Origin of the sequence: Clostridium sp. AF28-12, from assembly GCF_003435225.1 — a bacterium.
GTDB lineage: Bacteria > Bacillota > Clostridia > Lachnospirales > Lachnospiraceae > Pilosibacter > Pilosibacter fragilis.
This window is the reverse complement of the sequence record NZ_QWGJ01000009.1, coordinates 16,223-35,688: the sequence shown is the minus strand read 5'-3', so window position 1 is coordinate 35,688 and position 19,466 is coordinate 16,223. Positions and strand designations below refer to the sequence as shown.

At 47.6% G+C, this 19,466-nt stretch carries 26 protein-coding genes and 2 tRNA genes; all 28 read right to left on the bottom strand.

What is annotated here, in order from left to right; translation table 11 throughout:
• Positions 1–47 precede the first annotated feature (47 nt).
• Positions 48–233 carry a type Z 30S ribosomal protein S14 gene (locus tag DWY93_RS09220; protein ID WP_008396318.1) on the bottom strand — a complete coding sequence of 62 codons (186 nt, stop codon included), beginning with the start codon at positions 231–233 and terminating at the stop codon, positions 48–50.
• Positions 234–249: 16 nt separating this feature from the next.
• Positions 250–789: a 50S ribosomal protein L5 gene (gene rplE / locus DWY93_RS09215; RefSeq protein ID WP_021905519.1), complete on the bottom strand. Its 540-nt coding sequence runs from the start codon at positions 787–789 to the stop codon at positions 250–252.
• 23 nt (positions 790–812) lie between these two features.
• On the bottom strand, positions 813–1,118 hold the full coding sequence (gene rplX / locus DWY93_RS09210; protein ID WP_117470155.1) for a 50S ribosomal protein L24: 306 nt from the start codon (positions 1,116–1,118) through the stop codon (positions 813–815).
• A 14-nt stretch (positions 1,119–1,132) separates the two neighbouring features.
• Positions 1,133–1,501: a 50S ribosomal protein L14 gene (gene rplN, locus DWY93_RS09205; protein ID WP_015553836.1), complete on the bottom strand. Its 369-nt coding sequence runs from the start codon at positions 1,499–1,501 to the stop codon at positions 1,133–1,135.
• Positions 1,502–1,526: 25 nt separating this feature from the next.
• Positions 1,527–1,781, bottom strand: a complete 255-nt coding sequence (gene rpsQ, locus DWY93_RS09200) for a 30S ribosomal protein S17 (RefSeq protein ID WP_021905520.1) — start codon at positions 1,779–1,781, stop codon at positions 1,527–1,529.
• A 107-nt stretch (positions 1,782–1,888) separates the two neighbouring features.
• Entirely contained in the window at positions 1,889–2,098 is a 210-nt protein-coding gene (rpmC, locus tag DWY93_RS09195; protein WP_021905521.1) for a 50S ribosomal protein L29, read from the bottom strand.
• A complete protein-coding gene (gene rplP, locus DWY93_RS09190) occupies positions 2,088–2,525 on the bottom strand; it encodes a 50S ribosomal protein L16 (protein ID WP_015553837.1) in 438 nt (145 codons plus the stop codon). Before rplP ends, rpmC begins: the two co-directional genes overlap by 11 nt.
• Positions 2,525–3,181 (bottom strand): 30S ribosomal protein S3, encoded by a 657-nt coding sequence (gene rpsC, locus DWY93_RS09185; protein WP_015553838.1) that lies wholly within the window; start codon positions 3,179–3,181, stop codon positions 2,525–2,527. Before rpsC ends, rplP begins: the two co-directional genes overlap by 1 nt.
• A gap of 12 nt (positions 3,182–3,193) precedes the next feature.
• Positions 3,194–3,580, bottom strand: a complete 387-nt coding sequence (rplV, locus tag DWY93_RS09180) for a 50S ribosomal protein L22 (RefSeq protein ID WP_015553839.1) — start codon at positions 3,578–3,580, stop codon at positions 3,194–3,196.
• A 29-nt stretch (positions 3,581–3,609) separates the two neighbouring features.
• Positions 3,610–3,891, bottom strand: a complete 282-nt coding sequence (gene rpsS, locus DWY93_RS09175; RefSeq protein WP_015553840.1) for a 30S ribosomal protein S19 — start codon at positions 3,889–3,891, stop codon at positions 3,610–3,612.
• An 18-nt stretch (positions 3,892–3,909) separates the two neighbouring features.
• The gene (rplB, locus tag DWY93_RS09170; protein WP_117470154.1) at positions 3,910–4,755 is read right to left on the bottom strand and encodes a 50S ribosomal protein L2; all 846 of its coding nucleotides are present in this window, start codon (positions 4,753–4,755) and stop codon (positions 3,910–3,912) included.
• Between the two features lie 75 nt (positions 4,756–4,830).
• The gene (gene rplW, locus DWY93_RS09165) at positions 4,831–5,130 is read right to left on the bottom strand and encodes a 50S ribosomal protein L23 (RefSeq protein ID WP_117470153.1); all 300 of its coding nucleotides are present in this window, start codon (positions 5,128–5,130) and stop codon (positions 4,831–4,833) included.
• Positions 5,130–5,750, bottom strand: coding sequence for a 50S ribosomal protein L4 (gene rplD, locus DWY93_RS09160; protein ID WP_117470152.1), 621 nt, complete (start codon positions 5,748–5,750; stop codon positions 5,130–5,132). The genes rplW and rplD overlap by 1 nt, the downstream gene beginning before the upstream one ends.
• A gap of 27 nt (positions 5,751–5,777) precedes the next feature.
• Positions 5,778–6,413 carry a 50S ribosomal protein L3 gene (gene rplC, locus DWY93_RS09155; protein WP_117470151.1) on the bottom strand — a complete coding sequence of 212 codons (636 nt, stop codon included), beginning with the start codon at positions 6,411–6,413 and terminating at the stop codon, positions 5,778–5,780.
• Positions 6,414–6,635: 222 nt separating this feature from the next.
• A complete protein-coding gene (gene rpsJ, locus DWY93_RS09150) occupies positions 6,636–6,953 on the bottom strand; it encodes a 30S ribosomal protein S10 (RefSeq protein WP_015553845.1) in 318 nt (105 codons plus the stop codon).
• A gap of 486 nt (positions 6,954–7,439) precedes the next feature.
• Complete coding sequence (locus tag DWY93_RS09145; protein WP_117470150.1) at positions 7,440–8,837, bottom strand: S41 family peptidase; 1,398 nt, start codon at positions 8,835–8,837, stop codon at positions 7,440–7,442.
• A 134-nt stretch (positions 8,838–8,971) separates the two neighbouring features.
• Positions 8,972–10,204: a M23 family metallopeptidase gene (locus DWY93_RS09140; RefSeq protein ID WP_117470149.1), complete on the bottom strand. Its 1,233-nt coding sequence runs from the start codon at positions 10,202–10,204 to the stop codon at positions 8,972–8,974.
• Between the two features lie 13 nt (positions 10,205–10,217).
• Positions 10,218–11,132 (bottom strand): permease-like cell division protein FtsX, encoded by a 915-nt coding sequence (locus DWY93_RS09135; RefSeq protein ID WP_117470148.1) that lies wholly within the window; start codon positions 11,130–11,132, stop codon positions 10,218–10,220.
• Positions 11,122–11,808: a cell division ATP-binding protein FtsE gene (gene ftsE / locus DWY93_RS09130; RefSeq protein ID WP_015553848.1), complete on the bottom strand. Its 687-nt coding sequence runs from the start codon at positions 11,806–11,808 to the stop codon at positions 11,122–11,124. The genes DWY93_RS09135 and ftsE overlap by 11 nt, the downstream gene beginning before the upstream one ends.
• 3 nt (positions 11,809–11,811) lie before the next feature.
• Positions 11,812–12,900, bottom strand: coding sequence for a helix-turn-helix domain-containing protein (locus DWY93_RS09125; protein WP_015553849.1), 1,089 nt, complete (start codon positions 12,898–12,900; stop codon positions 11,812–11,814).
• A 234-nt stretch (positions 12,901–13,134) separates the two neighbouring features.
• Positions 13,135–14,229 (bottom strand): ABC transporter ATP-binding protein, encoded by a 1,095-nt coding sequence (locus tag DWY93_RS09120; protein WP_117470147.1) that lies wholly within the window; start codon positions 14,227–14,229, stop codon positions 13,135–13,137.
• A 344-nt stretch (positions 14,230–14,573) separates the two neighbouring features.
• The gene (locus tag DWY93_RS09115; RefSeq protein ID WP_117470146.1) at positions 14,574–14,948 is read right to left on the bottom strand and encodes a RidA family protein; all 375 of its coding nucleotides are present in this window, start codon (positions 14,946–14,948) and stop codon (positions 14,574–14,576) included.
• Positions 14,949–14,970: 22 nt separating this feature from the next.
• Positions 14,971–15,813 (bottom strand): S1-like domain-containing RNA-binding protein, encoded by an 843-nt coding sequence (locus DWY93_RS09110; protein ID WP_117470145.1) that lies wholly within the window; start codon positions 15,811–15,813, stop codon positions 14,971–14,973.
• Positions 15,814–15,842: 29 nt separating this feature from the next.
• Complete coding sequence (locus DWY93_RS09105; RefSeq protein WP_117470144.1) at positions 15,843–16,562, bottom strand: acyl-ACP thioesterase domain-containing protein; 720 nt, start codon at positions 16,560–16,562, stop codon at positions 15,843–15,845.
• A gap of 188 nt (positions 16,563–16,750) precedes the next feature.
• Positions 16,751–16,823: transfer RNA gene (locus tag DWY93_RS09100), tRNA-Gln, on the bottom strand.
• 43 nt (positions 16,824–16,866) lie between these two features.
• Positions 16,867–16,939 (bottom strand) — tRNA-Gln (locus DWY93_RS09095).
• Positions 16,940–17,012: 73 nt separating this feature from the next.
• Positions 17,013–18,377 carry a hypothetical protein gene (locus DWY93_RS17470; protein WP_242990575.1) on the bottom strand — a complete coding sequence of 455 codons (1,365 nt, stop codon included), beginning with the start codon at positions 18,375–18,377 and terminating at the stop codon, positions 17,013–17,015.
• Positions 18,377–19,144 carry a tRNA pseudouridine(38-40) synthase TruA gene (gene truA / locus DWY93_RS09085; RefSeq protein WP_117470143.1) on the bottom strand — a complete coding sequence of 256 codons (768 nt, stop codon included), beginning with the start codon at positions 19,142–19,144 and terminating at the stop codon, positions 18,377–18,379. Before truA ends, DWY93_RS17470 begins: the two co-directional genes overlap by 1 nt.
• Positions 19,145–19,466: the final 322 nt, after the last annotated feature.

The following is a 19,466-nucleotide window of genomic DNA, read 5'->3' as shown; positions in this document are numbered from 1 at the left end:
CACGATGTTCCCACCTGACTTCTGACGCTTTTCTAAGCAGCTAAATCCTACCAGCTTGCCTTCTTTACGCCCGGGATCTCGCCCTTGTAAGCGAGCTCACGGAAGCAGATACGGCAAATGCCATATTTTCTCAGATATGCATGTGGACGACCACAGATTCTGCAGCGGTTGTATTCTCTTGTGGAGAACTTTGCCGGACGCTGCTGTTTAATCTTCATTGAAGTTTTAGCCATGGATAAATCCTCCTAATTACTTTGCAAACGGCATGTTGAATAATGTTAACAGTTCACGAGCTTCCTCGTCAGTCTTAGCGGTTGTAACGAAGATGATGTCCATACCTCTGACCTTGTCAACTTTATCATATTCAATTTCCGGGAAAATTAACTGTTCCTTGATGCCGAGTGCGTAGTTACCTCTGCCGTCGAATGCGTTAGCGTTAACGCCGCGGAAGTCACGTACACGCGGAAGAGCGAGGTTGATCAGACGATCAGCGAACTCATACATCTTCTCGCCGCGAAGGGTAACTTTGCATCCAATAGCCATGCCCTCTCTGAGTTTGAAGTTTGCGACAGACTTCTTAGCCTTTGTAAGGACTGCCTTCTGACCTGTGATGATCTCAAGGTCACGAACTGCAGAGTCAAGGACTTTCGCGTTGTCTTTTGCTTCGCCTACGCCCATGTTGATAACGATCTTATCGAGCTTCGGCACTTCCATGATATTCTTATAACCAAATTTCTTGATCATTGCTTCAACGATCTCGTTCTGGTACATTTCTTTTAATCTAGCCAACTTGTGTTTCCTCCTCTCTGCTATTAGTCAATTACTTTACCGGTTGCCTTAGCAACGCGGACTTTCTTACCGTCTTTAACTTCAAAGCCAACTCTTGTAGCTTTTCCGTCAACGAACAACATTACGTTGGAGATGTCGATCGGAGCTTCCTGATGAACAATTCCGCCGTTCTGGTTTGTCTGGCTCGGTTTGGTATGCTTTGTTACCATGTTGCAGCCTTCAACGACAACTTCGTTCTTCTTGGTGTCTACGCTCAGAACTTTACCAGTTTTATCTATATCTTTACCTGCGATGATCTTTACCATATCATCTTTTTTGATTTTATGCATTACCTGGCACCTCCTTATAATACTTCCGGAGCCAGAGATACGATCTTCATGAACTGTTTCTCACGAAGCTCTCTTGCGACCGGCCCAAAAATACGGGTTCCTCTTGGAGTCTTGTCATCTTTGATGATAACTGCTGCGTTCTCATCAAATTTAATATAAGAACCGTCTTTACGACGTGCGCCTTTTACAGAACGAACTACAACGGCTTTGACTACATCGCCCTTCTTAACAACGCCGCCTGGTGTTGCTTCTTTAACGGAGGCTACGATTACATCACCGATGTTAGCATATCTTCTTGTAGAACCGCCCATAACGCGGATACAAAGCAGTTCTCTTGCACCTGTATTATCGGCAACCTTTAATCTGGATTCCTGCTGAATCATGCCTGATACTCCTTCCTCGAATCAATTATCTTGCTTTCTCGACGATTTCAACAAGTCTCCATCTCTTATCCTTGGATAACGGTCTTGTCTCCATCACTTTAACTGTATCGCCGATATTGCACTCATTCTTCTCATCATGAGCTTTTAACTTATATGTCTTCTTAACGATCTTTCCGATTAACGGATGTTTTACGTGGTTCTCGATAGCAACGACGATTGTCTTGTCCATCTTGTTGCTAACTACCTTACCAGTACGTGTTTTTCTAAGATTTCTTTCCACGACGGATAATCTCCTTTCAAAATCGATTTGTTACACGCATCGGCGTGTGTCATAATGACAACTAATCAACCCGCAAGCATGCCTTGGGGTTCTTCACCGATACGGGATTAGTTAGCAACTCTTGCCTTCTCTGTGATAACAGTCTGAATTCTTGCGATGTTCTTGCGAACCTCTTTGATTCTGCTTGTGTTATCTAACTGGTTGGTTGCGTTCTGGAATCTCAGGTTGAAGAGCTCCTTCTTTGCTGCAACTAATTCTTCATTTAACTCTGCAGCGGTTTTCGCTTTTAATTCTTCTACATACTTATTAGTTTTCACTGTTATCACCGCCTTCTAAATCTGCCTTGGAAGCAATTTTACACTTACACGGGAGTTTGTGCATAGCAAGACGAAGAGCTTCCTTTGCTGTCTCCTCCGGAACGCCAGCGATTTCGAACATAACACGGCCCGGTTTAACTACTGCTACCCAGTACTCAAGAGCGCCCTTACCGGAACCCATACGAGTCTCAGCCGGTTTAGCTGTTACCGGTTTGTCCGGGAAGATCTTGATCCAAACTTTACCACCACGTTTGATATAACGAGTCATGGCAACACGGGCTGCCTCGATCTGATTAGATTTGATCCAGCACGGCTCAAGGGCAACAAGGCCATACTCACCGTTGGAGATTGTATTTCCTCTTAAAGCTTTACCGGCCATAGTTCCACGGAACTGTTTGCGGCGCTTTACTCTTTTCGGCATTAACATTATTTATCGCTCCCTTCCTTATTTCCCTTAGTCGGAAGAACCTCGCCTTTGTAGATCCAAACTTTAACGCCAAGTTTGCCGTAAGTTGTATCTGCCTCTGCGAAACCATAGTCAATATCTGCTCTTAATGTCTGAAGCGGGATTGTTCCCTCGCTGTAGAACTCTGTACGTGCGATATCAGCGCCGCCAAGACGTCCGCCAACTGCAGTCTTGATACCAAGAACGCCAGCCTTCATGGATCTGGACATTGTGGACTTCATAGCACGACGGAAGGAAACACGGTTCTCAAGCTGCTGAGCGATGGACTCTGCAACGAGCTGAGCTTCACGGTCCGGTCTCTTAACTTCCTTGATGTCTACAAATACCTTCTTAGCAGTCATCTTCTGAACTTCAGCTTTGACCTTCTCGATCTCAGATCCGCCCTTACCGATAACTACGCCCGGTTTTGCTGTGAAAACGATAATTTTTACTCTATCAGATGCGCGCTCGATTTCGATCTTGGAAACGCCGGCGCTGTATAATCTCTTCTTCAGGTAAGTTCTGATTTTGTGATCCTCGATGAGGTTGTCAGCGAAATCAGCTTCAGCGTACCATCTGGAATCCCAGTCTTTGATAACGCCGACTCTCATGCCGTGTGGATTAACTTTCTGTCCCATAACTGCCTCCTATTATTTCTCGTTCAGCACGATGGTGATGTGGCTCATTCTCTTTTCGATTCTGTAAGCTCTACCCTGTGCTCTCGGTTTTACTCTCTTCATAATCGGTCCCTGAGATGCGTAGCACTCCTCCACATACAGGTTCTCTGCGTTCATTCCGTTGTTGTTCTCAGCGTTTGCGATTGCAGATTTTAATAATTTCTCGATTAAGCTGGAAGCATATCTAGGATTGTAAGTTACAATACCAAGTGCTGTCTGAACATCTTTGCCTCTGATGGCATCTAATACGAAACAAGCCTTCTGAACGGATACTCTTGCGTAAGACAGCTTTGCAGACGGTCTTGTATCCTTCTGGGCATTTCTCTCTCTCTTAATCTGACTTCTATGTCCCTTAGCCATTACTGGAACCTCCTTTCAAAGCGTATCTATTATTTACGTCCGGACTTTTTCTCGTCTTTGCCGTGGCCTCTGTAAGTTCTTGTAGCAACGAACTCACCAAGTTTGTGACCAACCATATCTTCTGTTACGTATACCGGTACATGCTTTCTGCCGTCATGTACAGCGATTGTATGACCAACCATCTGCGGGAAGATTGTAGAACGGCGGGACCAGGTCTTGATAACCTGTTTCTGTCCTGCCTCGTTCATAGCGTCTACCTTCTTCAGTAAGCTAGCGTCTGCAAATGGTCCTTTTTTAAGTGAACGAGCCATCGTTTTACCTCCTATCGATTATGAAATCGCTTTACCATTTCTTCTTCTTACGATTAACTTGTTAGACTGTTTGTTTTTCTTTCTAGTCTTAAGACCAAGAGCAGGCTTGCCCCACGGTGTGCACGGACCCGGACGGCCGATACCAGTCTTACCTTCACCACCACCATGCGGATGGTCATTCGGGTTCATAACGGAACCACGGACTGTCGGGCGGATACCCATGTGACGTTTTCTACCTGCTTTACCAATCTTAACAAGGTTGTGGTCGCCGTTGCCTACAACACCGATTGTTGCGCGGCACTCGATCGGAACCATTCTCATCTCGCCGGACGGTAAACGAAGTGTAGCGTATTTTCCTTCTTTAGCCATTAACTGTGCAGCGTTTCCTGCAGAACGAACCATCTGTCCGCCCTTGCCCGGGAAAAGCTCGATATTGTGAACCTGTGCACCAACCGGAATTAAGGATAACGGTAAGCAGTTGCCGACCTTAGCCTCTGCGTGCTCGCCGCTCATAACCTTCATGCCATTTGTAAGGCCCTGCGGTGCAAGGATGTAGGACTTTTCACCATCTGCGTAGCAGATTAAAGCGATGTTAGCGCTTCTGTTCGGATCGTACTCGATACCGATTACAGTTGCCTGAATTCCGTCTTTGGAATTTCTCTTGAAGTCAACCATTCTATATTTCTGTCTGTTTCCACCGCCCTGATGTCTAACGGTGATCTTACCCTGGTTGTTACGACCAGCGTTCTTCTTTAAAGAAACTACTAAGGACTTCTCCGGAGTTGTCTTTGTGATCTCGGAGAAATCAGAACCTGTCATATTTCTTCTGGAAGGTGTATATGGGTTATAGGTTTTGATTCCCATTTCTGACTCCTTTCAACGCCTTCTGGCGTTTCTATTTTTCGTATCGCGGCTTTGGTTGCCGCATAGTTTCAAAAATTACAGACCCTGGAAGATTTCGATATCTTTGCTGTCTGCTGTAAGCTTAACGATTGCTTTCTTAGTCTTAGCAGTCTTGCCTACTACCATGCCACGTCTGCGGTTCTTACCGTCAGCGTTCATTGTGTTTACGCTGTCAACCTTTGTTCCCGGGAACATTTTCTCAACAGCTTCTTTGATCATGGTCTTGTTTGCTTCCGGATGTACGAGGAATGTGTATTTCTTCTCGCTCATAGCGTTCATGCTCTTCTCAGTTACAACCGGTTTGAGGATTACGTCGTAGTACTGTACGTTTGCCATTATGCGTATACCTCCTCGATAGATGCTACAGCAGCCTTAGTAGCTACTACAGTGTTGTATTTCAGAATGTCGAATACATTGATTGTATTAACAAGGGAAGTCTTAACTTCCGGGATATTTCTTGCGGAAAGAACTGTGTTCTGATCGTTGTCAGCAAGAACAACAAGAGCCTTGGAAACTTTGAGGTTGTTCATAACAGCCTTGAAGTTCTTTGTCTTGATCTCGTCGAACTTTAACTCGTCAACAACTACGAACTTGTTCTCGTTTACTCTGCTTGTAAGAGCGGACTTAAGAGCAGCTCTCTTCTCTTTCTTGTTAAGAGTGATTGTGTAATCTCTCGGAGTCGGAGCGAATACCATTCCGCCGCCTGTCCACTGCGGAGATCTTGTGGAACCCTGTCTAGCGTGACCTGTTCCTTTCTGTCTCCACGGCTTTCTGCCGCCACCGGAAACCTCAGAACGTGTTTTTGCTTTCTGTGTTCCCTGACGTTTATTTGCAAGCTGTGCAACAACAGCCATGTGTACGAGATGCTCGTTCACTTCAACGCCAAATACAGCGTCGTTCAGCTCGATTGTGCCAACTTCTTTACCTTCCATATTGTATACGGATACGTTTGCCATTTCTGTTTCCTCCTTTCCTGTAAAAGCTTATTTGTTAGCCTTTACTGTTTCCTTTAATGTTACTAAGGACTTCTTCGGTCCCGGTACAGCGCCTTTAACAAGGATCAGGTTGTTCTCAACGTCAACCTTGACAATCTCGAGGTTCTGAGTGGTAATCTTCTTGTTACCCATCTGACCCGGCATGCCTTTGCCCTTGAATACGCGGCCCGGAGTTGTTGCGGAACCATTGGAACCCTGATGACGATGGAATTTAGAACCATGAGCCATCGGTCCTCTGCTCTGTCCAAGTCTCTTAATAGCGCCCTGGAAACCTTTACCTTTGGAGATAGCAGTTGCATCAACCTTATCGCCAGTAGCGAAGATATCAGCTTTGATTTCGTCTTTTACGTTATACTCTTCAGAATTCTCAAAACGGAACTCTCTAACGAATCTCTTGTAAGATACGCCAGCCTTGTCGAAGTGACCCTTTACCGGCTTGTTTACAAGTTTCTCTCTCTTATCTACAAAGCCAACCTGTACAGCTTTGTATCCATCGTTCTCCTCTGTCTTAACCTGTGTTACTACACACGGACCAGCCTGAAGAACAGTTACCGGAACAAGAACGCCTTCATCGTTGAAGATCTGAGTCATTCCGACTTTTGTAGCTAAAATCGCTTTCTTCATTGTTTTTACCTCCTGTTACTAATCTACAGCGGAACGCAAAACAGAATTTTCTGTGCGTTCATCCTAGAGCAGCCCAACATAGGTGGAACACTATGACATTACATATTGTAATGATGTTGATTCCCTTTCAGGATGAGTAGTGTTGCTTTTATATCAGAACCATTCAGGATTTCTAATTTTAGTGGCTACATTTCAGTAGCATGAAAAGTAAATATTTTTCAATTATTTATTTTTCATTTTGATGTCGATATAAACACCAGCCGGCATTTCCAGTCTGGACAGTGCATCTACTGTCTTCTGGCTCGGGCTTGCGATATCGATGAGTCTCTTATGAGTTCTCTGCTCGAACTGCTCTCTGGAATCTTTGTACTTATGAACAGCTCTTAAGATTGTTACAACCTCTTTCTTTGTCGGCAGCGGAACCGGACCACTCACCTGTGCTCCTGTTTTCTTTACTGTCTCGATGATCTTTCCAGCGGACTGGTCGATCAGCTGATGGTCGTAAGCCTTTAATGTGATTCTCATAACCTGACTTGCCATAAAAAAAGTCGCCTCCTTTTCGCACTTTTAATCGAAGTACGACAAGCGGTGACTGTACACGGTCTCGTGTGTATCATGTCGATTCACACGTTGTTACTGCCCCTTACCCTGAGCAGCTGTTAATTTGGTACAGTGACTTGTCGCCAGTTTCCTAACTTGACATTCGCTCCACGGAACACCTGCCATTCTCAGGCAGCAACCTCTCGTTTCAACGCTATCATGTCACAGCCAGATAAGAATAACACATCGAAATCGAAAAATCAAGCTTTTTTTGCTTATTCTTCAAGGGTTTTTTTCAATTTGTGGATAACCGGCAGGAGCATGTTCAAATCATGGTTTTCCATGCACAGATTGAAACGAAAAAGAGGAAAAAGTACACTTCATATTAATTTTCAAGTGTCTTTTTCCTCTTTGATGAGCTGTATAATGCACTGTTTCTTCTATATATAATATAGTAGAAACGCAAATTTATCTGCCGGGCAGATTCTACTGCGCAGCCCCTGCTTCTTTCTCGATCTCCAGATTCTCCTTCACCTTCGCCTCAAAATCATCGTCCGCGGTCGCTGTCTCCCCGTTCTCTGCGGAGATCTTTTCATTTACGGCATCCACGCCTTCATCGAAGACCTCCAGAGCTGTCTGAAGCTGGTTGTCCTCATCCTTCGGGATCTCGATCTTTGACTTTAAGTCTTCGTCGAGAGCTACGGTCACATCCGGCTCAATGCCAAGTTTGTGGATGCACTCGCCTGACGGGGTGTAGTAGTATGCCGTTGTGAGCTTCAGACCGCTGCCGTCCGGCAGGTTGAAGATGCCCTGAGCGATTCCTTTTCCGAAGGTCTTCTCGCCTACAATCGTTGCCCAGGCATTGTCCTTTAAGGCACCTGTCAGAACCTCGGACGCACTGGCGCTTTCACCGTTTACAAGAAGAATGATCGGGACATCTACCTCATGTCCGTCATCGGAAGTATAGACGCTGTCATCGATTCCTTTTCCCTTGAAGCTTACAATGGTCTTTCCATCCGGAAGCAGGTAGTCCGCAATATCCTTCGCCGCCTGAACAACGCCGCCGCCGTTGTTTCGAAGATCGATGATCAGCTTGTCCATTCCCTTGGATGCCAGATCATCCACAGCGCTCTTAAACTGTTCAGAGCTTACCTCCTCAAAGGAAGAAAGTGAAATGTAGCCGGCATGATTATCCAGCAGTTCATACTCTACTGTTGGGTTCTCCACCATACGGCGCTCCACGTCCATCTCTACATACTCATCCGTGGACTGGCGGTACACAGTCAGATGAACCTTCGTCCCCTCCTCACCTCGGATGTGGTCACTGACGAGAAGAGACAGGTCCTCTCCGGTAGCCTCGATATCTTCTACTTTATAGAGGATATCTCCCGGCAGCATTCCGGCTTCCTGGGCCGGGGAGTTCTTGAACACGTTGACCGCTGTGATGATTCCTGTGTATACATTCTGGCTCACTTGTACACCAATTCCGCAGTAAGTTCCGGAAGTCTCCTCATTCAGGCTTGTGTACTCGTCCTTATCGTAATATACGGAATACGGATCGTTCAACGAGGACATGTAACCGCGGTAGATCCAGTCTTCCGCCGTTCCGTTCTTTGCCTGTTCTTCCTCCGTCATGTTCTCATCGAACAGGAAGTACTTATCGATCAGTGCCTCCATATACTGAAGCTTCGGCGTGATCTTGTTCATATCCAGCTGAGTGCCGGATGTCTCCGCGGTCTGTGTGCTCTGGCTCTCAGATGCACGCCTTCCTACGGTCCAGATCCCCGTTGCAACACCTACGACTGCAAGTCCGGAGAATGCTGTCACAAGGACGCCGACAAGGACGCCTTTCCAAAATTTATTTTTTGTCTCTTTCTCTTCCAATGTCTTTTCTCCTTCATCCCAGGGCAGCCAGATCTCATCCGATAAAAACTGTGCCAGGATCTTTATGTAAAAAGTCTACAGGTCATATTTCCCTGCATTCAGCACCGCAGGCTCTCTTTTCTGCCTGTCAGTCCCTACGGGCTCACATATTTCGTCGGATTCACATAGGACCCGTTCACCCGGACTCCGAAGTGGAGATGAGACCCGGTGGAGTATCCCGTCGAACCGACCTTCGCGATGGTCTGTCCCTTTTTCACACTCTGCCCCTGTGATACAAGCAGGCTCGATGCATGCATATAAACTGTATACACGCCGCCGCCATGGCTTATCATCACATAATTTCCTGCAGAAGAACTGTAAGTCGCGATCACGACCTCACCCGCAGCAGCAGCCACGATCGATGTTCCCGTCGGCGCGCTGATATCAATTCCCTGATGGTTCGAGGACGCGCCCTTCGTCGGGGATTTTCGCCCTCCAAAGCCGGAAGTAATCCGCCCGCTGGCAGGACACGGCCATGTAAAGCTAATGTCCCCAAGACTCACGGTTTTATACGTCTGTGCCGCCTTGTTTGCCGCTGCGGCCTTTTTCTTTTCTTCCTCGGCTTTCTTTCTCGCTTCCTCTTCCTTCCGCTTGATCTCTGCCTCGATGGACTTGATCTGGTTCTCCTGGGCCTCGATGGACTTCGCGTACTCGGAGATCTGTCCCTCCGCGGAGGCGATCTTCGTCTCGTAGTTCTGAAGCTCCGTCTGTTTTGCAGCCAGAAGCTTCTCCACGGACGCCTGTTTTGCCTCCGTCTCGTCCTGAAGCATCAGGAGCTCGGCATGTTCACTCTCTAAACTCTTTTCCTTCTCCGCGATTTTCTCCTTCGTAGCGGCATATTCATCGAGCTTCTGCCGGTCGTAGGACGAGATCTTTGTGATGTACTCCGCCTTGCTCAAGAGCTCCGAGAGGGAGCCGGACTCCATGAGTAGGTCCACATAGGTGCTGTCGCCCTTCTCATACATATATTTTATCCGCAGCTTCATGGATTCATACTGGCTTTTCTCTGTCTCCTTCGCCTCGGATAATTCCTGTTTCGTCGTATCGATCTGTTTTTCCTTCGCGTCTATGTCATCGCCAAGCTTTGAAAGCTCATTTCCGATGGACTCCAGGCTGGAATCCAGCTTTTTGACATAGGCCGTCGTATCGCTTTTAAGGTCTTCCAGGTTCTTTAGCTCCTGTTCCGTCTTCTTTTTTTCCGCCTCCAGCGCCGTCTTTTTGCTCTTCGCGTCACTCAATCCGCTCTTTGTCGCCTGGGCAGAAAGCGGTGTCGCAAGAACCAGGGCAAAGGACAGGGCCGCAGCCAGAAATCTTCCTGATTTTCTCATATGCTGTCCCCTCCTACACACGCAGCTCTTTGCGGATCGTAAAGAAGCTTACAAAAAATCCAAGTCCGCCGCCCAGCGCCAGGGCGATCGCCGCCATCATCGGATAGAAGGTTCCAAGCGGCAGGAACTGGATGATTCCGGAGAGAAGTTCAAACCGGTTCGTCACATACTCCACCGTCTGTCGGTAGACGAAAAGCATAACCCCCAACGGGATCGCCGCTCCGACAAGCCCCAGGATCGTTCCTTCTACCACAAACGGGGCCCGGATCATAAAGTTCGTCGCTCCGATAAGACGCATGATCCTGTTCTCGTTCTTCCGGAATTCAGCCGCAACGGAGATCGTATTGCTGATCAGGAATACCGCAACAGCCAACAGCATGGCGATCAGGACGCCGAACAGCAGGCCCAGGATCTTATTGAAGCTTGCAAGTCCCGTAGCCGCACTGTTGGAATAGTTTACTTTCCGCACACCATCAATACTTTCCAGGTATGCCACCATTCCATCCTGATCCGTAATATTGTTCAGGCGGATCTCGTAGGAAGAGGAGCCTGCAAGCGGGTTGTCATCCGCAAAACCTTCCGCTAAGGCTTCATCCTCACCGAAATACTCTGTCTTAAAGCCGTCCCACGCCTCCTCAGCGGAGACGAATTTTATCTCTTTTATCATTCCCGACTTGTCCGACTCGATCTTCGCGCCGATGTCTTTGATCTCGTCCTCCGTCAGGTTCTCATCAAAAAATACCGTGATTCCCATTGTGGTCTCCGCCGTGCGGACCATATATTCGATGTTGGTGATCACGGAGAAAAATACGCAAAATAAAAAAATACATGCAGAAATGATCGCGGTCGACGCAAGGGAAAACCAGATATTTCTGCATATATTTACCAGTCCCTGCTTCATGCAGAACCAGAATGTACTAATCCTCATAACGGTACCCACTTTCCTCCTCATCACAGACCACCATTCCGCGGTCGATCGTGATGACGCGTTTCTTCATCAGGTCCACGATCTCATGGCTGTGTGTGACAACGATCACCGTTGTTCCACGTCGGTTGATCTTCTCCAGGAGTCCCATGATCTCCATCGCATTGTGGGGATCCAGGTTTCCTGTGGGCTCATCGGCAAGCAGGATCTCCGGGCGATTGATCAGTGCCCGGGCAATCGCCACGCGCTGCTGTTCTCCGCCGGAGAGCTGATGCGGGAAAAACTTATACTTGGAAGAAAGGCCTACCATCTTTAACATCTGCGGAACCGATTCCCGGATCGTCCGGCTGGACTCCCCGATCACCCGCTGGGCAAATGCCACATTCTCATAGACCGTCTTATCCTTTAAAAGACGGAAATCCTGGAATACGACACCGAGACGCCGGCGATACTTCGGAACATATCTTCGCGGCATCTTTCTGAGGTCCATGTCATTAACGACAACACGACCGGAGGTCGGCTCCACTTCCTTCAAGAGGATCTTGATCAGTGTAGATTTTCCGGAACCGCTCCGGCCGGTTATGAAGACAAATTCCCCGTCATCGATGGTGATGTTCACGTCCTTCAGGGCTTTCGTACCCCTGTCATAGGTCTTTGTCAGTTTTGAAATTTCTATCATAATTTAGTAGTCCAGATTCTCCATGTACTTCATGTACTTTACAACCATCAGGGCAATTTTGAAGGTGATCGCATCCTCAAATACTCGCAGATCCAGTCCGGTGCTCTTCTGGAGCTTATCCAGACGATAAACAAGCGTATTTCTATGGATGTAGAGCTGTCTTGATGTCTCGGAGACATTCAGGCTGTTCTCAAAGAATTTGTTGATCGTTGTGAGTGTTTCCTCGTCGAACTCATCCGGGTTCTTTCCATCAAAAATTTCTTTGATAAACATCCGGCAGAGTGGAAGCGGAAGCTGATAGATCAGACGGCCAATACCGAGGTTGGAGTACGCTACAACGTTCTTGCTGCTGTAGAAGATCTTTCCGACATCGAGAGCCATCTTTGCTTCCTTGTAGGAACGGGAAACATCCTTGATCTCGCCAACGATGGTACCGAACGCGATGCGCACTTTGGACATCGCCTCTGTGTTCAGCATATCTAAAATCGTATTTGCTGTCTTCTCGAGATCTTCATAGGTCTCACCCGGTTTCACCTCACGGACAAGAATGATATTCTTCTCGTCGACTGCGGTGATAAAGTCTTTTGTCTTTGTGGAGAACAGGCTGCGCATGGTCTCCAGGGCATTCGTATCTTTCTCATTCTTTGTCTCGATCAGGAATACGACACGTTTTACATTTGTCTCGATATGAAGTTTCTTCGCCCGGTTGTAGATATCAACGAGCAGAAGATTATCAAGAAGCAGGTTCTTGATGAAATTATCTTTATCGAATCTTTCTTTGTAGGCCACCAGAAGATTCTGGATCTGGAATGCTGCCAGTTTGCCTACCATATACACGTCATCGCTGCCGCCTTTTGCAAGCAGGATGTACTCAAGCTGATGTTCATCAAATACTTTAAAGAACTGATAACCGGAAATCACCTGGCTGTCCGCCGGAGAATCCACAAACGCAAGTATGGAACTTTCATACTCTTCCGCATGCTCGAATGTGGAAGCCAGGACCTTTCCCTCCACATCACAGACGCACAGGTCAATTCTTGTAATCTCTTTCAGTCCTTCGATATTCGACTGTAAAATCTGATTTGAAATCATAGCGCCCTCTCCTTTTCGCAGTATGGACATATCCACATTTATTCTAATGCAAAATCACAAAAAAGAAAAGATTTTTTTTTGTATTTTTTACTAAAAAACATGGAAAAAGGCAGACCGGATTTCCCATCTGGAACCGGTCTGCCTGATATTTTGGTTATTCGTAACTATTCAGTACCTTCATATGTTTCCTTACAGTCAGCGCAACAAGTGCGCAGACCTACTGAACAGTTATGGTTATTCTTTAATAATTTTTTCTGTTTCTTTGTCGAAAAGGTACACATCGTCGCCGGAAATCGCAAAGGACATTTTCTTTCCGGATGGCTTTTCGCCGTCGGATGCTTTTGCAAGAAATTCGTTTTCTCCAACACGGAAACGGATGTATGTGGCATCCTCGATCTCTTCGCTGCCAAGAATCTCTCCGGTGATCTCACCCTTTCCATCCTTCGCCGGAACAATTTTTTCCGGTCGAACGCCTGTGAAGACTTCTTTTCCGACATAGTCGAGTTTCTTTAACTGTTCAGCCTTTTCTCCGGAAAGCCGGATCTTTCCTGACGCAAACTCCAAAACAATATTTCCGTTCTCCTCCAACACCCTGGCAATAGAGAGATCCATTCTCGGTGTTCCGAAGAATCCCGCCACAAACAGACTCTCCGGATGGTCATAGATATTCTGTGCGGAGTCTTCCTGGCAGATCTCACCGTCGTTCATAACGATCGTTCTCGTTCCTAATGCCATTGCAGTCTTCTGGTTGTCCGTTGCGTAGATCACGGTAATTCCAAGCTCACGGTTGATATTTGCGAACTCTTTTCTCATCAGTTCCTGGACATCCGGATCTGCTTCCGCGATAGTGCGGTCCAAAAGCAGGATCCCCGGGCGGCGCATCAGGGCACGTCCGAGAAGAACGCGGTATGTATCAGCTGCTGAAAGCTCCTCCGGCATTTTTTCAAGGATTCCCTCGATTTTCAGGATTCCCACGGTCTCATCCACTCTTCTCGCGATCTCTGCAGCCGGCATCTTTGCCATTCTGAGGGAGAATGTAAGGTTGTCCTCCACGCTCATTCCCGGATAGAGCACACTGTTCTTAAAAAGCATTGCGACATTTCTCTCTTTCGGATCTGCATCCGTCATATCCATTCCATCGATCATCAGACTGCCGGAGGTGATCTCCTCCAGGCCGCCGATCATCCGGAGCAGCGTCGATTTTCCGCACGCCGTCGGACCCACCAGGATCAAAAACTCCCTGTCCTTCACTTCCAGGTTGAAATCCCGGATCGCCTGCTGGTCACCCGGGAACGTCTTGTTGATATTCCTTAACACTAAACCGGACATTGATTTCCTCCTGATCTGTATTCTCACGGTTAACTGCAGAATTGCAGACTTAACCTATTTTTATATCTGCTGCATCCATCATACACAATTAGTACTTGTTTTTCCATATGGTTATTCCACAAAAAAATTTCGTTTTTTCCATGCATATTCCATATAGTGGATTTAAGTTTTTGACAAATATACCCTTTTTTTCATAAAAACAGGCAGGAAGATAGTTAAATCATTATCAAAATTGCCAAAAAAAGCAGCGGCCGTCATTTTCTGACAGCCGCTGCTCAGGTTCCAAAAATTTTATAACTGCTCAGTCCATTCACAGTCACACAAAAAATCCATTCCAGCCCTGCTTATTTTACAGCAATTGCCTCCATCTCAAGCAGAACATCCTTCGGAAGTCTTGCAATCTCCACACAGGAACGCGCCGGGCAGTCTTTTTCGAAATATTTCGCGTAGATGCCGTTGATGGTTGCGAAATCATCCATATTTTTGATAAATACGCTTGTCTTTACAACCTGGTCGATGGATGTTCCTGCTGCCTCGAGAAGATTCTTCATGTTCTTCATAACCTGCTCCGCCTGTGCTTCGATCCCCTCCGGGATCTCACCTGTCTCCGGATCTACCGGGATCTGTCCTGACGCGAATACAAAGCCATTTGCCTCGATTGCCTGAGAGTACGGTCCGATTGCTGCCGGTGCTTTTGTTGTGCTGATTACTTTCTTCATGTGATTGTCCTCCATTTTTTACTTATTTATCGATTTTTCGGATGCTCTTCTCCGTGATCTCGATCTTTCCTTCTTTTAATAAGTGGCCCACCGCGCGCTTGAAGGCATTCTTGCTGAGTTTAAATTCTCTCGCGATGACTTCCGGTGATGCCTTATCATTAAACGGCAAAACACCGTCAAATTCTTCGATGACCTTCATGACAAGATCGGAGTCAGAAAAGATCTGGCTGCCTGCCTTGTCGCGTGTTGTGAGGTCAAGCTTTCCATCCCCACGGACTCTCGTCACACGGACGCGGACCTCATCGCCCACCCGGTATCCGGAAAAGAGTTCCTTTTTCGGAATCAGGCCGTGATAGATGCCATCGACTGCAACAAAGGCACCGATATCCGGATTGATCTCAAATACGAAGCCGTCCGCCTCGTCACCGGTGTGATACGGGGAGTCGCTTCTCAAATACTGGTATGCCTTCATAGTTGCGGCAAGGCGCCTGCTCTTATCGACGTAAAGAGCCACAAGGCACTTCTCACCTTTACGCACCTGATGGGTCTGCTCCTTAAACGGGAGAAGAAGATCCTTTTCCAGTCCCATATCGAGAAACGCACCGATCTTGGAAACTTCCTTGACCTCAAGGACAGCCGTCTCACCGAGAGTCACCTTCGGTTTTGATGTGGTGGCGATCAGGCGGTCCTCAGAGTCCTTGTAGAGGAATACCTCCAGCTCATCACCGATCTTTGTTCCTTCCGGCACCTGTTTTTTGGGGAGAAGAACACCCTGGGCGTCCGCCTTGTCCCCGTCAGAAAGGTAAATTCCGAAGTCTTTCTCCTTGACCACCTTCAGTTTCTGAATTTTTCCGATTTCCATCATGTCTTTCGTCCTCCCGCAGCCGGACACTTTTACGGCTGCGTCCTCTCTTTTAACTCAATATTTGCGAACACATCACCATTTGTATTGCAAAGAGATACGAGATGCGATCTCCCCTCTCTTGCGCTCTTGACAACGATCTCGTCCCCGAGCACCGCCGCCTTCCGGTACTCTGCCCTGATCTCGCCGATCTCGGTTCCCGAAGGGACAAGCTCTCTCGCGATATCCACATACTGGGCGTTATTTACATGGAGATTTGTATCCAGAAGATGTTTCATGACCACCAGACGTCCAGTCTCTTCCATCTCCTTCGGCACGGCGATCTTTCGTCCCGCGTCCTCCATCTCGATCTTCGGATTAAATTCGCCGTACGGATCAGTATCCGCATCCGTAATCCTCATAGGCCGGCCAGTCTCCGTATTCATCAGGAACCAGTAGGAATTGGCTTTTACCAGATATTCTCCTTTTTCATCGAGGATTGCGAAATTTCTCAGCGCGTAAAGTCCCTTGACTGCATAGGGCCATGTCAGAACCTTGATCCGTTCCCCGAGGACCGGACGGCGTCCGATCACGATCTGCCAGGAGGATAAAAGCCACGCCTTCTTTTCCCGTCCAAGATATCCGATCCCGACGCCGGCATCCTCCGACTGCATCGTCGAGCAGTCCTGCATATAATTCATAATTCCGGTCAGGGACAGCTTCGCGTCAATATCCGTCTCGCTGTACCGGACCCGGCTGTTTAATTCGTACATAGTCTAACCTCATGTTGTTGTCTCAATCTGTCTCTAACTTCCCGCTCATAAACACGGGCCTTCAATGCTCAGATGTCTGTCAATGCAAACCGTCCTTTCGCACCACTACCTTAACACAAATGCCTGCCAAGCGCAAGAAAAAAGACCATTAAGCCTTGCATTCACAAAGATTAACAGCCTTTTGTTAGCTGGGCTACAAGGATTCGAACCTTGAAAATGACGGAGTCAGAGTCCGTTGCCTTACCATTTGGCGATAGCCCAATAATATGTGTCTGAAACACTTGGACAATATTTAGTTTTTAAACTGGGCTACAAGGATTCGAACCTTGAAAATGACGGAGTCAGAGTCCGTTGCCTTACCATTTGGCGATAGCCCAATGCATCAACAGGTTGTATTATAACGCAACGACTCTGATCCGTCAACTGTTTTTTTTCAATTTTTTTACTTTTTTAATTCTGATTTTTCGGATTATCCGGATCTTCAAATCCCGGTCCCCTTAAGTACGCCGGTGTTTTCGTCTCCGGCGTCAGTATTCCGGACGCGGCGGTAGTCTCTGTGACCGCTGCTGTTGTCTCCGGGGCTGTCGGCGGTGCAGTTTCCGGCGGCACAGTTTCCGATGCTGTAGTTCCCGGTTCCGCAGTTTCCGGTTCCGCAGTTTCCGGTTCCGCAGTTTTCGGTTCCGCAGTTTTCGGTTCCGCAGTTTTCGGCTCCGTAGTTTTCGGTTCCGCAGTTTTCGGTTCCGCAGTTTTCGGCTCCGTAGTTTTCTGCGGCACAGTCTCTGTCGGAGAGGTCCGGGAATTCGATGAATGCCGGTCTTTCTCATCCGGATCGCCCAGCTCCCTGTTCGTCTCCTGATCCACCCAGTCCACGCTCTCCCCGGCCTCCAGAGCTTTTCTCCGTCTCTGCATCTCGGAAAGTCCGTCATTTTTCGTGGATTCTCTCTCCTCACCCGTATCCAAAGCCCCAGATTTCTGTTCCGACACAGCTTCTGTTGTCTCTAAAGCTGCTGTCTCCTCCGGTGTACTCTCCTCCGTGGTCTCTTCGCTTGCTTTTTCGAAAGTTGTCTTTACGACCACCGGTTTTAAGGATATCTGATATTCCTGCTCATTGATCTCCCGGATCAGGCGTTTTGAGGAATACCCGGCAAGTTCTTCCTGCTTTCCTATCGTGATCCCCGGATTTTCCGAAAAAAGATGCTTTAAAAATTCTGCCTTCGTCACCGTGATCCCATATTTTTCCGCAATCTCCCGGGTTTTTGTGTCCTCTTCTGACTCAAACACATAGACCGTCGCCCTGGACTCCTTTTTCTGAAGCTCGGATTCCGTCTGCTTTTGCAGCTCTTTTACGATCTTTTCCGGTGACGCCTTTACTTCCGCGCCGGACTTCCGGACGGAGATCAGGATTCCCCCATCCTCTCCGAGACTGTTGTTATCCGCAAGCCTGTCAAAGATCTTCCCCACTGCGATTCCAAGGCTTTTCCCCTCAAACACGGTCATGGAGACTGCCTCATTTGATCTGGCCATCATTCCCTTTGCAGATAACACGGATCCCCGCCGGTTCATGGTAAATTCCATCATAATATCCGAATTTACTTCCATGATCAGTGACTCCTTCCGGTTCTTCCCCATCATCAGCACCGCCATCAGGCATACTGCTGCCGCGCAGATTGACAGAGCTCCTCCGGCCCGTCTGAACCACTTTTTCAGGGAGTCCATAGAGAATTCACCGTTTACGTCCATCCCGGCTTCCCGTAACTCCTGCTTCTTTTTCTTTTCCTTAACTGGCATGTCCTCATATTCTTTGTTCTGATTCATCATACCGTTTCCCTTTCGCCCTCATAGCCCACGTGGAGAAGGAATAATCCCTCGGGCGGAGCTGTTCTTCCCGCCATATCACGGTTTTTCGCTGCAATGATCTCTTTCATTTTCTCCGGTCTCCGCGTTCCACTGCCGACCTCCAAAAGCGTTCCCGTTAAGATCCGCACCATGTTATAGAGAAAGCCGTTTCCTGTATACAGGAATTCGAGCTTCGTTCCATGTTCCACGATCCGGATCTCATCGATCCGGCGCACCGTGCTTTTTTTCATTCTGCGGTTCGCGCAGAAGCTTTTGAAGTCATGTTCGCCGATAAGAAATTCCGCCGCCTGTCTCATCGCTTTCACATCCAGCTTCTTCCCGCAGCCATAGACATATTTTCGTTCGAATACGTTTTTCTTATCCCCGGTCTCCACATAATATCCATATGTCTTTGATGTGGCAGACAGGCGGCTGTGAAACCGTTCCGGCACGATCTTCGCAGAGAGGACCCTGATATCATCCGGAAGATACCGGTTCAGATATTCCCGTGCTGCCTCTCCGTCCGGACAGATTTCCGCATTAATATGGAAATTAGCTACCTGACCTCTCGCATGGACCCCGGCATCCGTTCTTCCGGATCCATGGACCTCTATCTCTTCTCCAGCCATTCTGAAAAGCACATTTTCCAGTTTTCCCTGAATCGTATTGTCGGTATTTCCCTGTTTCTGCCACCCATCATACCGGCTTCCGTCGTATTCCAGAGTAATGCGGATATTCTTCTTCATGATTGTTCCTTCCTGATCTCCAACTGAATGCGGCCCGTCACATTCAGATGTCCCCGCAGTCGCTTATTTTCTTTTAAACCAAAATTCCCGGCAGAAATTTCTCCTTATCCGCCGGGAATGTCTGGCTCATCTGCCTGTTACCGTTTGAAAAAGACTACTGATCTTCCAGAACCGATGTACAATGCGGACAGCGTGTCGCATGAATATTGATTTTCGTTTTGCAGTACGGGCATTCTTTTTCCGCAGATTTCACCATTATTTTACCAATTTTTTTCTCTGTTGGGAATACCCGGAGACCGTTTTTTTATCTCTGTGCCTGTTT

Coding starts and splice junctions, on each gene's coding strand:
- DWY93_RS09220 (WP_008396318.1), bottom strand. CDS start 233: ATGGCTAAAACTTCAATGAAGATTAAACAGCAGCGTCCGGCAAAGTTC.
- rplX (WP_117470155.1), bottom strand. CDS start 1,118: ATGCATAAAATCAAAAAAGATGATATGGTAAAGATCATCGCAGGTAAA.
- rplN (WP_015553836.1), bottom strand. CDS start 1,501: ATGATTCAGCAGGAATCCAGATTAAAGGTTGCCGATAATACAGGTGCA.
- rplP (WP_015553837.1), bottom strand. CDS start 2,525: ATGTTAATGCCGAAAAGAGTAAAGCGCCGCAAACAGTTCCGTGGAACT.
- rpsC (WP_015553838.1), bottom strand. CDS start 3,181: ATGGGACAGAAAGTTAATCCACACGGCATGAGAGTCGGCGTTATCAAA.
- rplV (WP_015553839.1), bottom strand. CDS start 3,580: ATGGCTAAGGGACATAGAAGTCAGATTAAGAGAGAGAGAAATGCCCAG.
- rpsS (WP_015553840.1), bottom strand. CDS start 3,891: ATGGCTCGTTCACTTAAAAAAGGACCATTTGCAGACGCTAGCTTACTG.
- rplB (WP_117470154.1), bottom strand. CDS start 4,755: ATGGGAATCAAAACCTATAACCCATATACACCTTCCAGAAGAAATATG.
- rplW (WP_117470153.1), bottom strand. CDS start 5,130: ATGGCAAACGTACAGTACTACGACGTAATCCTCAAACCGGTTGTAACT.
- rplD (WP_117470152.1), bottom strand. CDS start 5,750: ATGGCAAACGTATCCGTATACAATATGGAAGGTAAAGAAGTTGGCACA.
- rplC (WP_117470151.1), bottom strand. CDS start 6,413: ATGAAGAAAGCGATTTTAGCTACAAAAGTCGGAATGACTCAGATCTTC.
- rpsJ (WP_015553845.1), bottom strand. CDS start 6,953: ATGGCAAGTCAGGTTATGAGAATCACATTAAAGGCTTACGACCATCAG.
- DWY93_RS09140 (WP_117470149.1), bottom strand. CDS start 10,204: ATGAGAAAATCAGGAAGATTTCTGGCTGCGGCCCTGTCCTTTGCCCTG.
- DWY93_RS09135 (WP_117470148.1), bottom strand. CDS start 11,132: ATGAGGATTAGTACATTCTGGTTCTGCATGAAGCAGGGACTGGTAAAT.
- ftsE (WP_015553848.1), bottom strand. CDS start 11,808: ATGATAGAAATTTCAAAACTGACAAAGACCTATGACAGGGGTACGAAA.
- DWY93_RS09125 (WP_015553849.1), bottom strand. CDS start 12,900: ATGATTTCAAATCAGATTTTACAGTCGAATATCGAAGGACTGAAAGAG.
- DWY93_RS09120 (WP_117470147.1), bottom strand. CDS start 14,229: ATGTCCGGTTTAGTGTTAAGGAATATCAACAAGACGTTCCCGGGTGAC.
- DWY93_RS09115 (WP_117470146.1), bottom strand. CDS start 14,948: ATGAAGAAAGTAATCAGCACAACAAAAGCACCGGCAGCAATCGGACCG.
- DWY93_RS09110 (WP_117470145.1), bottom strand. CDS start 15,813: ATGATGGAAATCGGAAAAATTCAGAAACTGAAGGTGGTCAAGGAGAAA.
- DWY93_RS09105 (WP_117470144.1), bottom strand. CDS start 16,562: ATGTACGAATTAAACAGCCGGGTCCGGTACAGCGAGACGGATATTGAC.
- DWY93_RS17470 (WP_242990575.1), bottom strand. CDS start 18,377: ATGAATCAGAACAAAGAATATGAGGACATGCCAGTTAAGGAAAAGAAA.
- truA (WP_117470143.1), bottom strand. CDS start 19,144: ATGAAGAAGAATATCCGCATTACTCTGGAATACGACGGAAGCCGGTAT.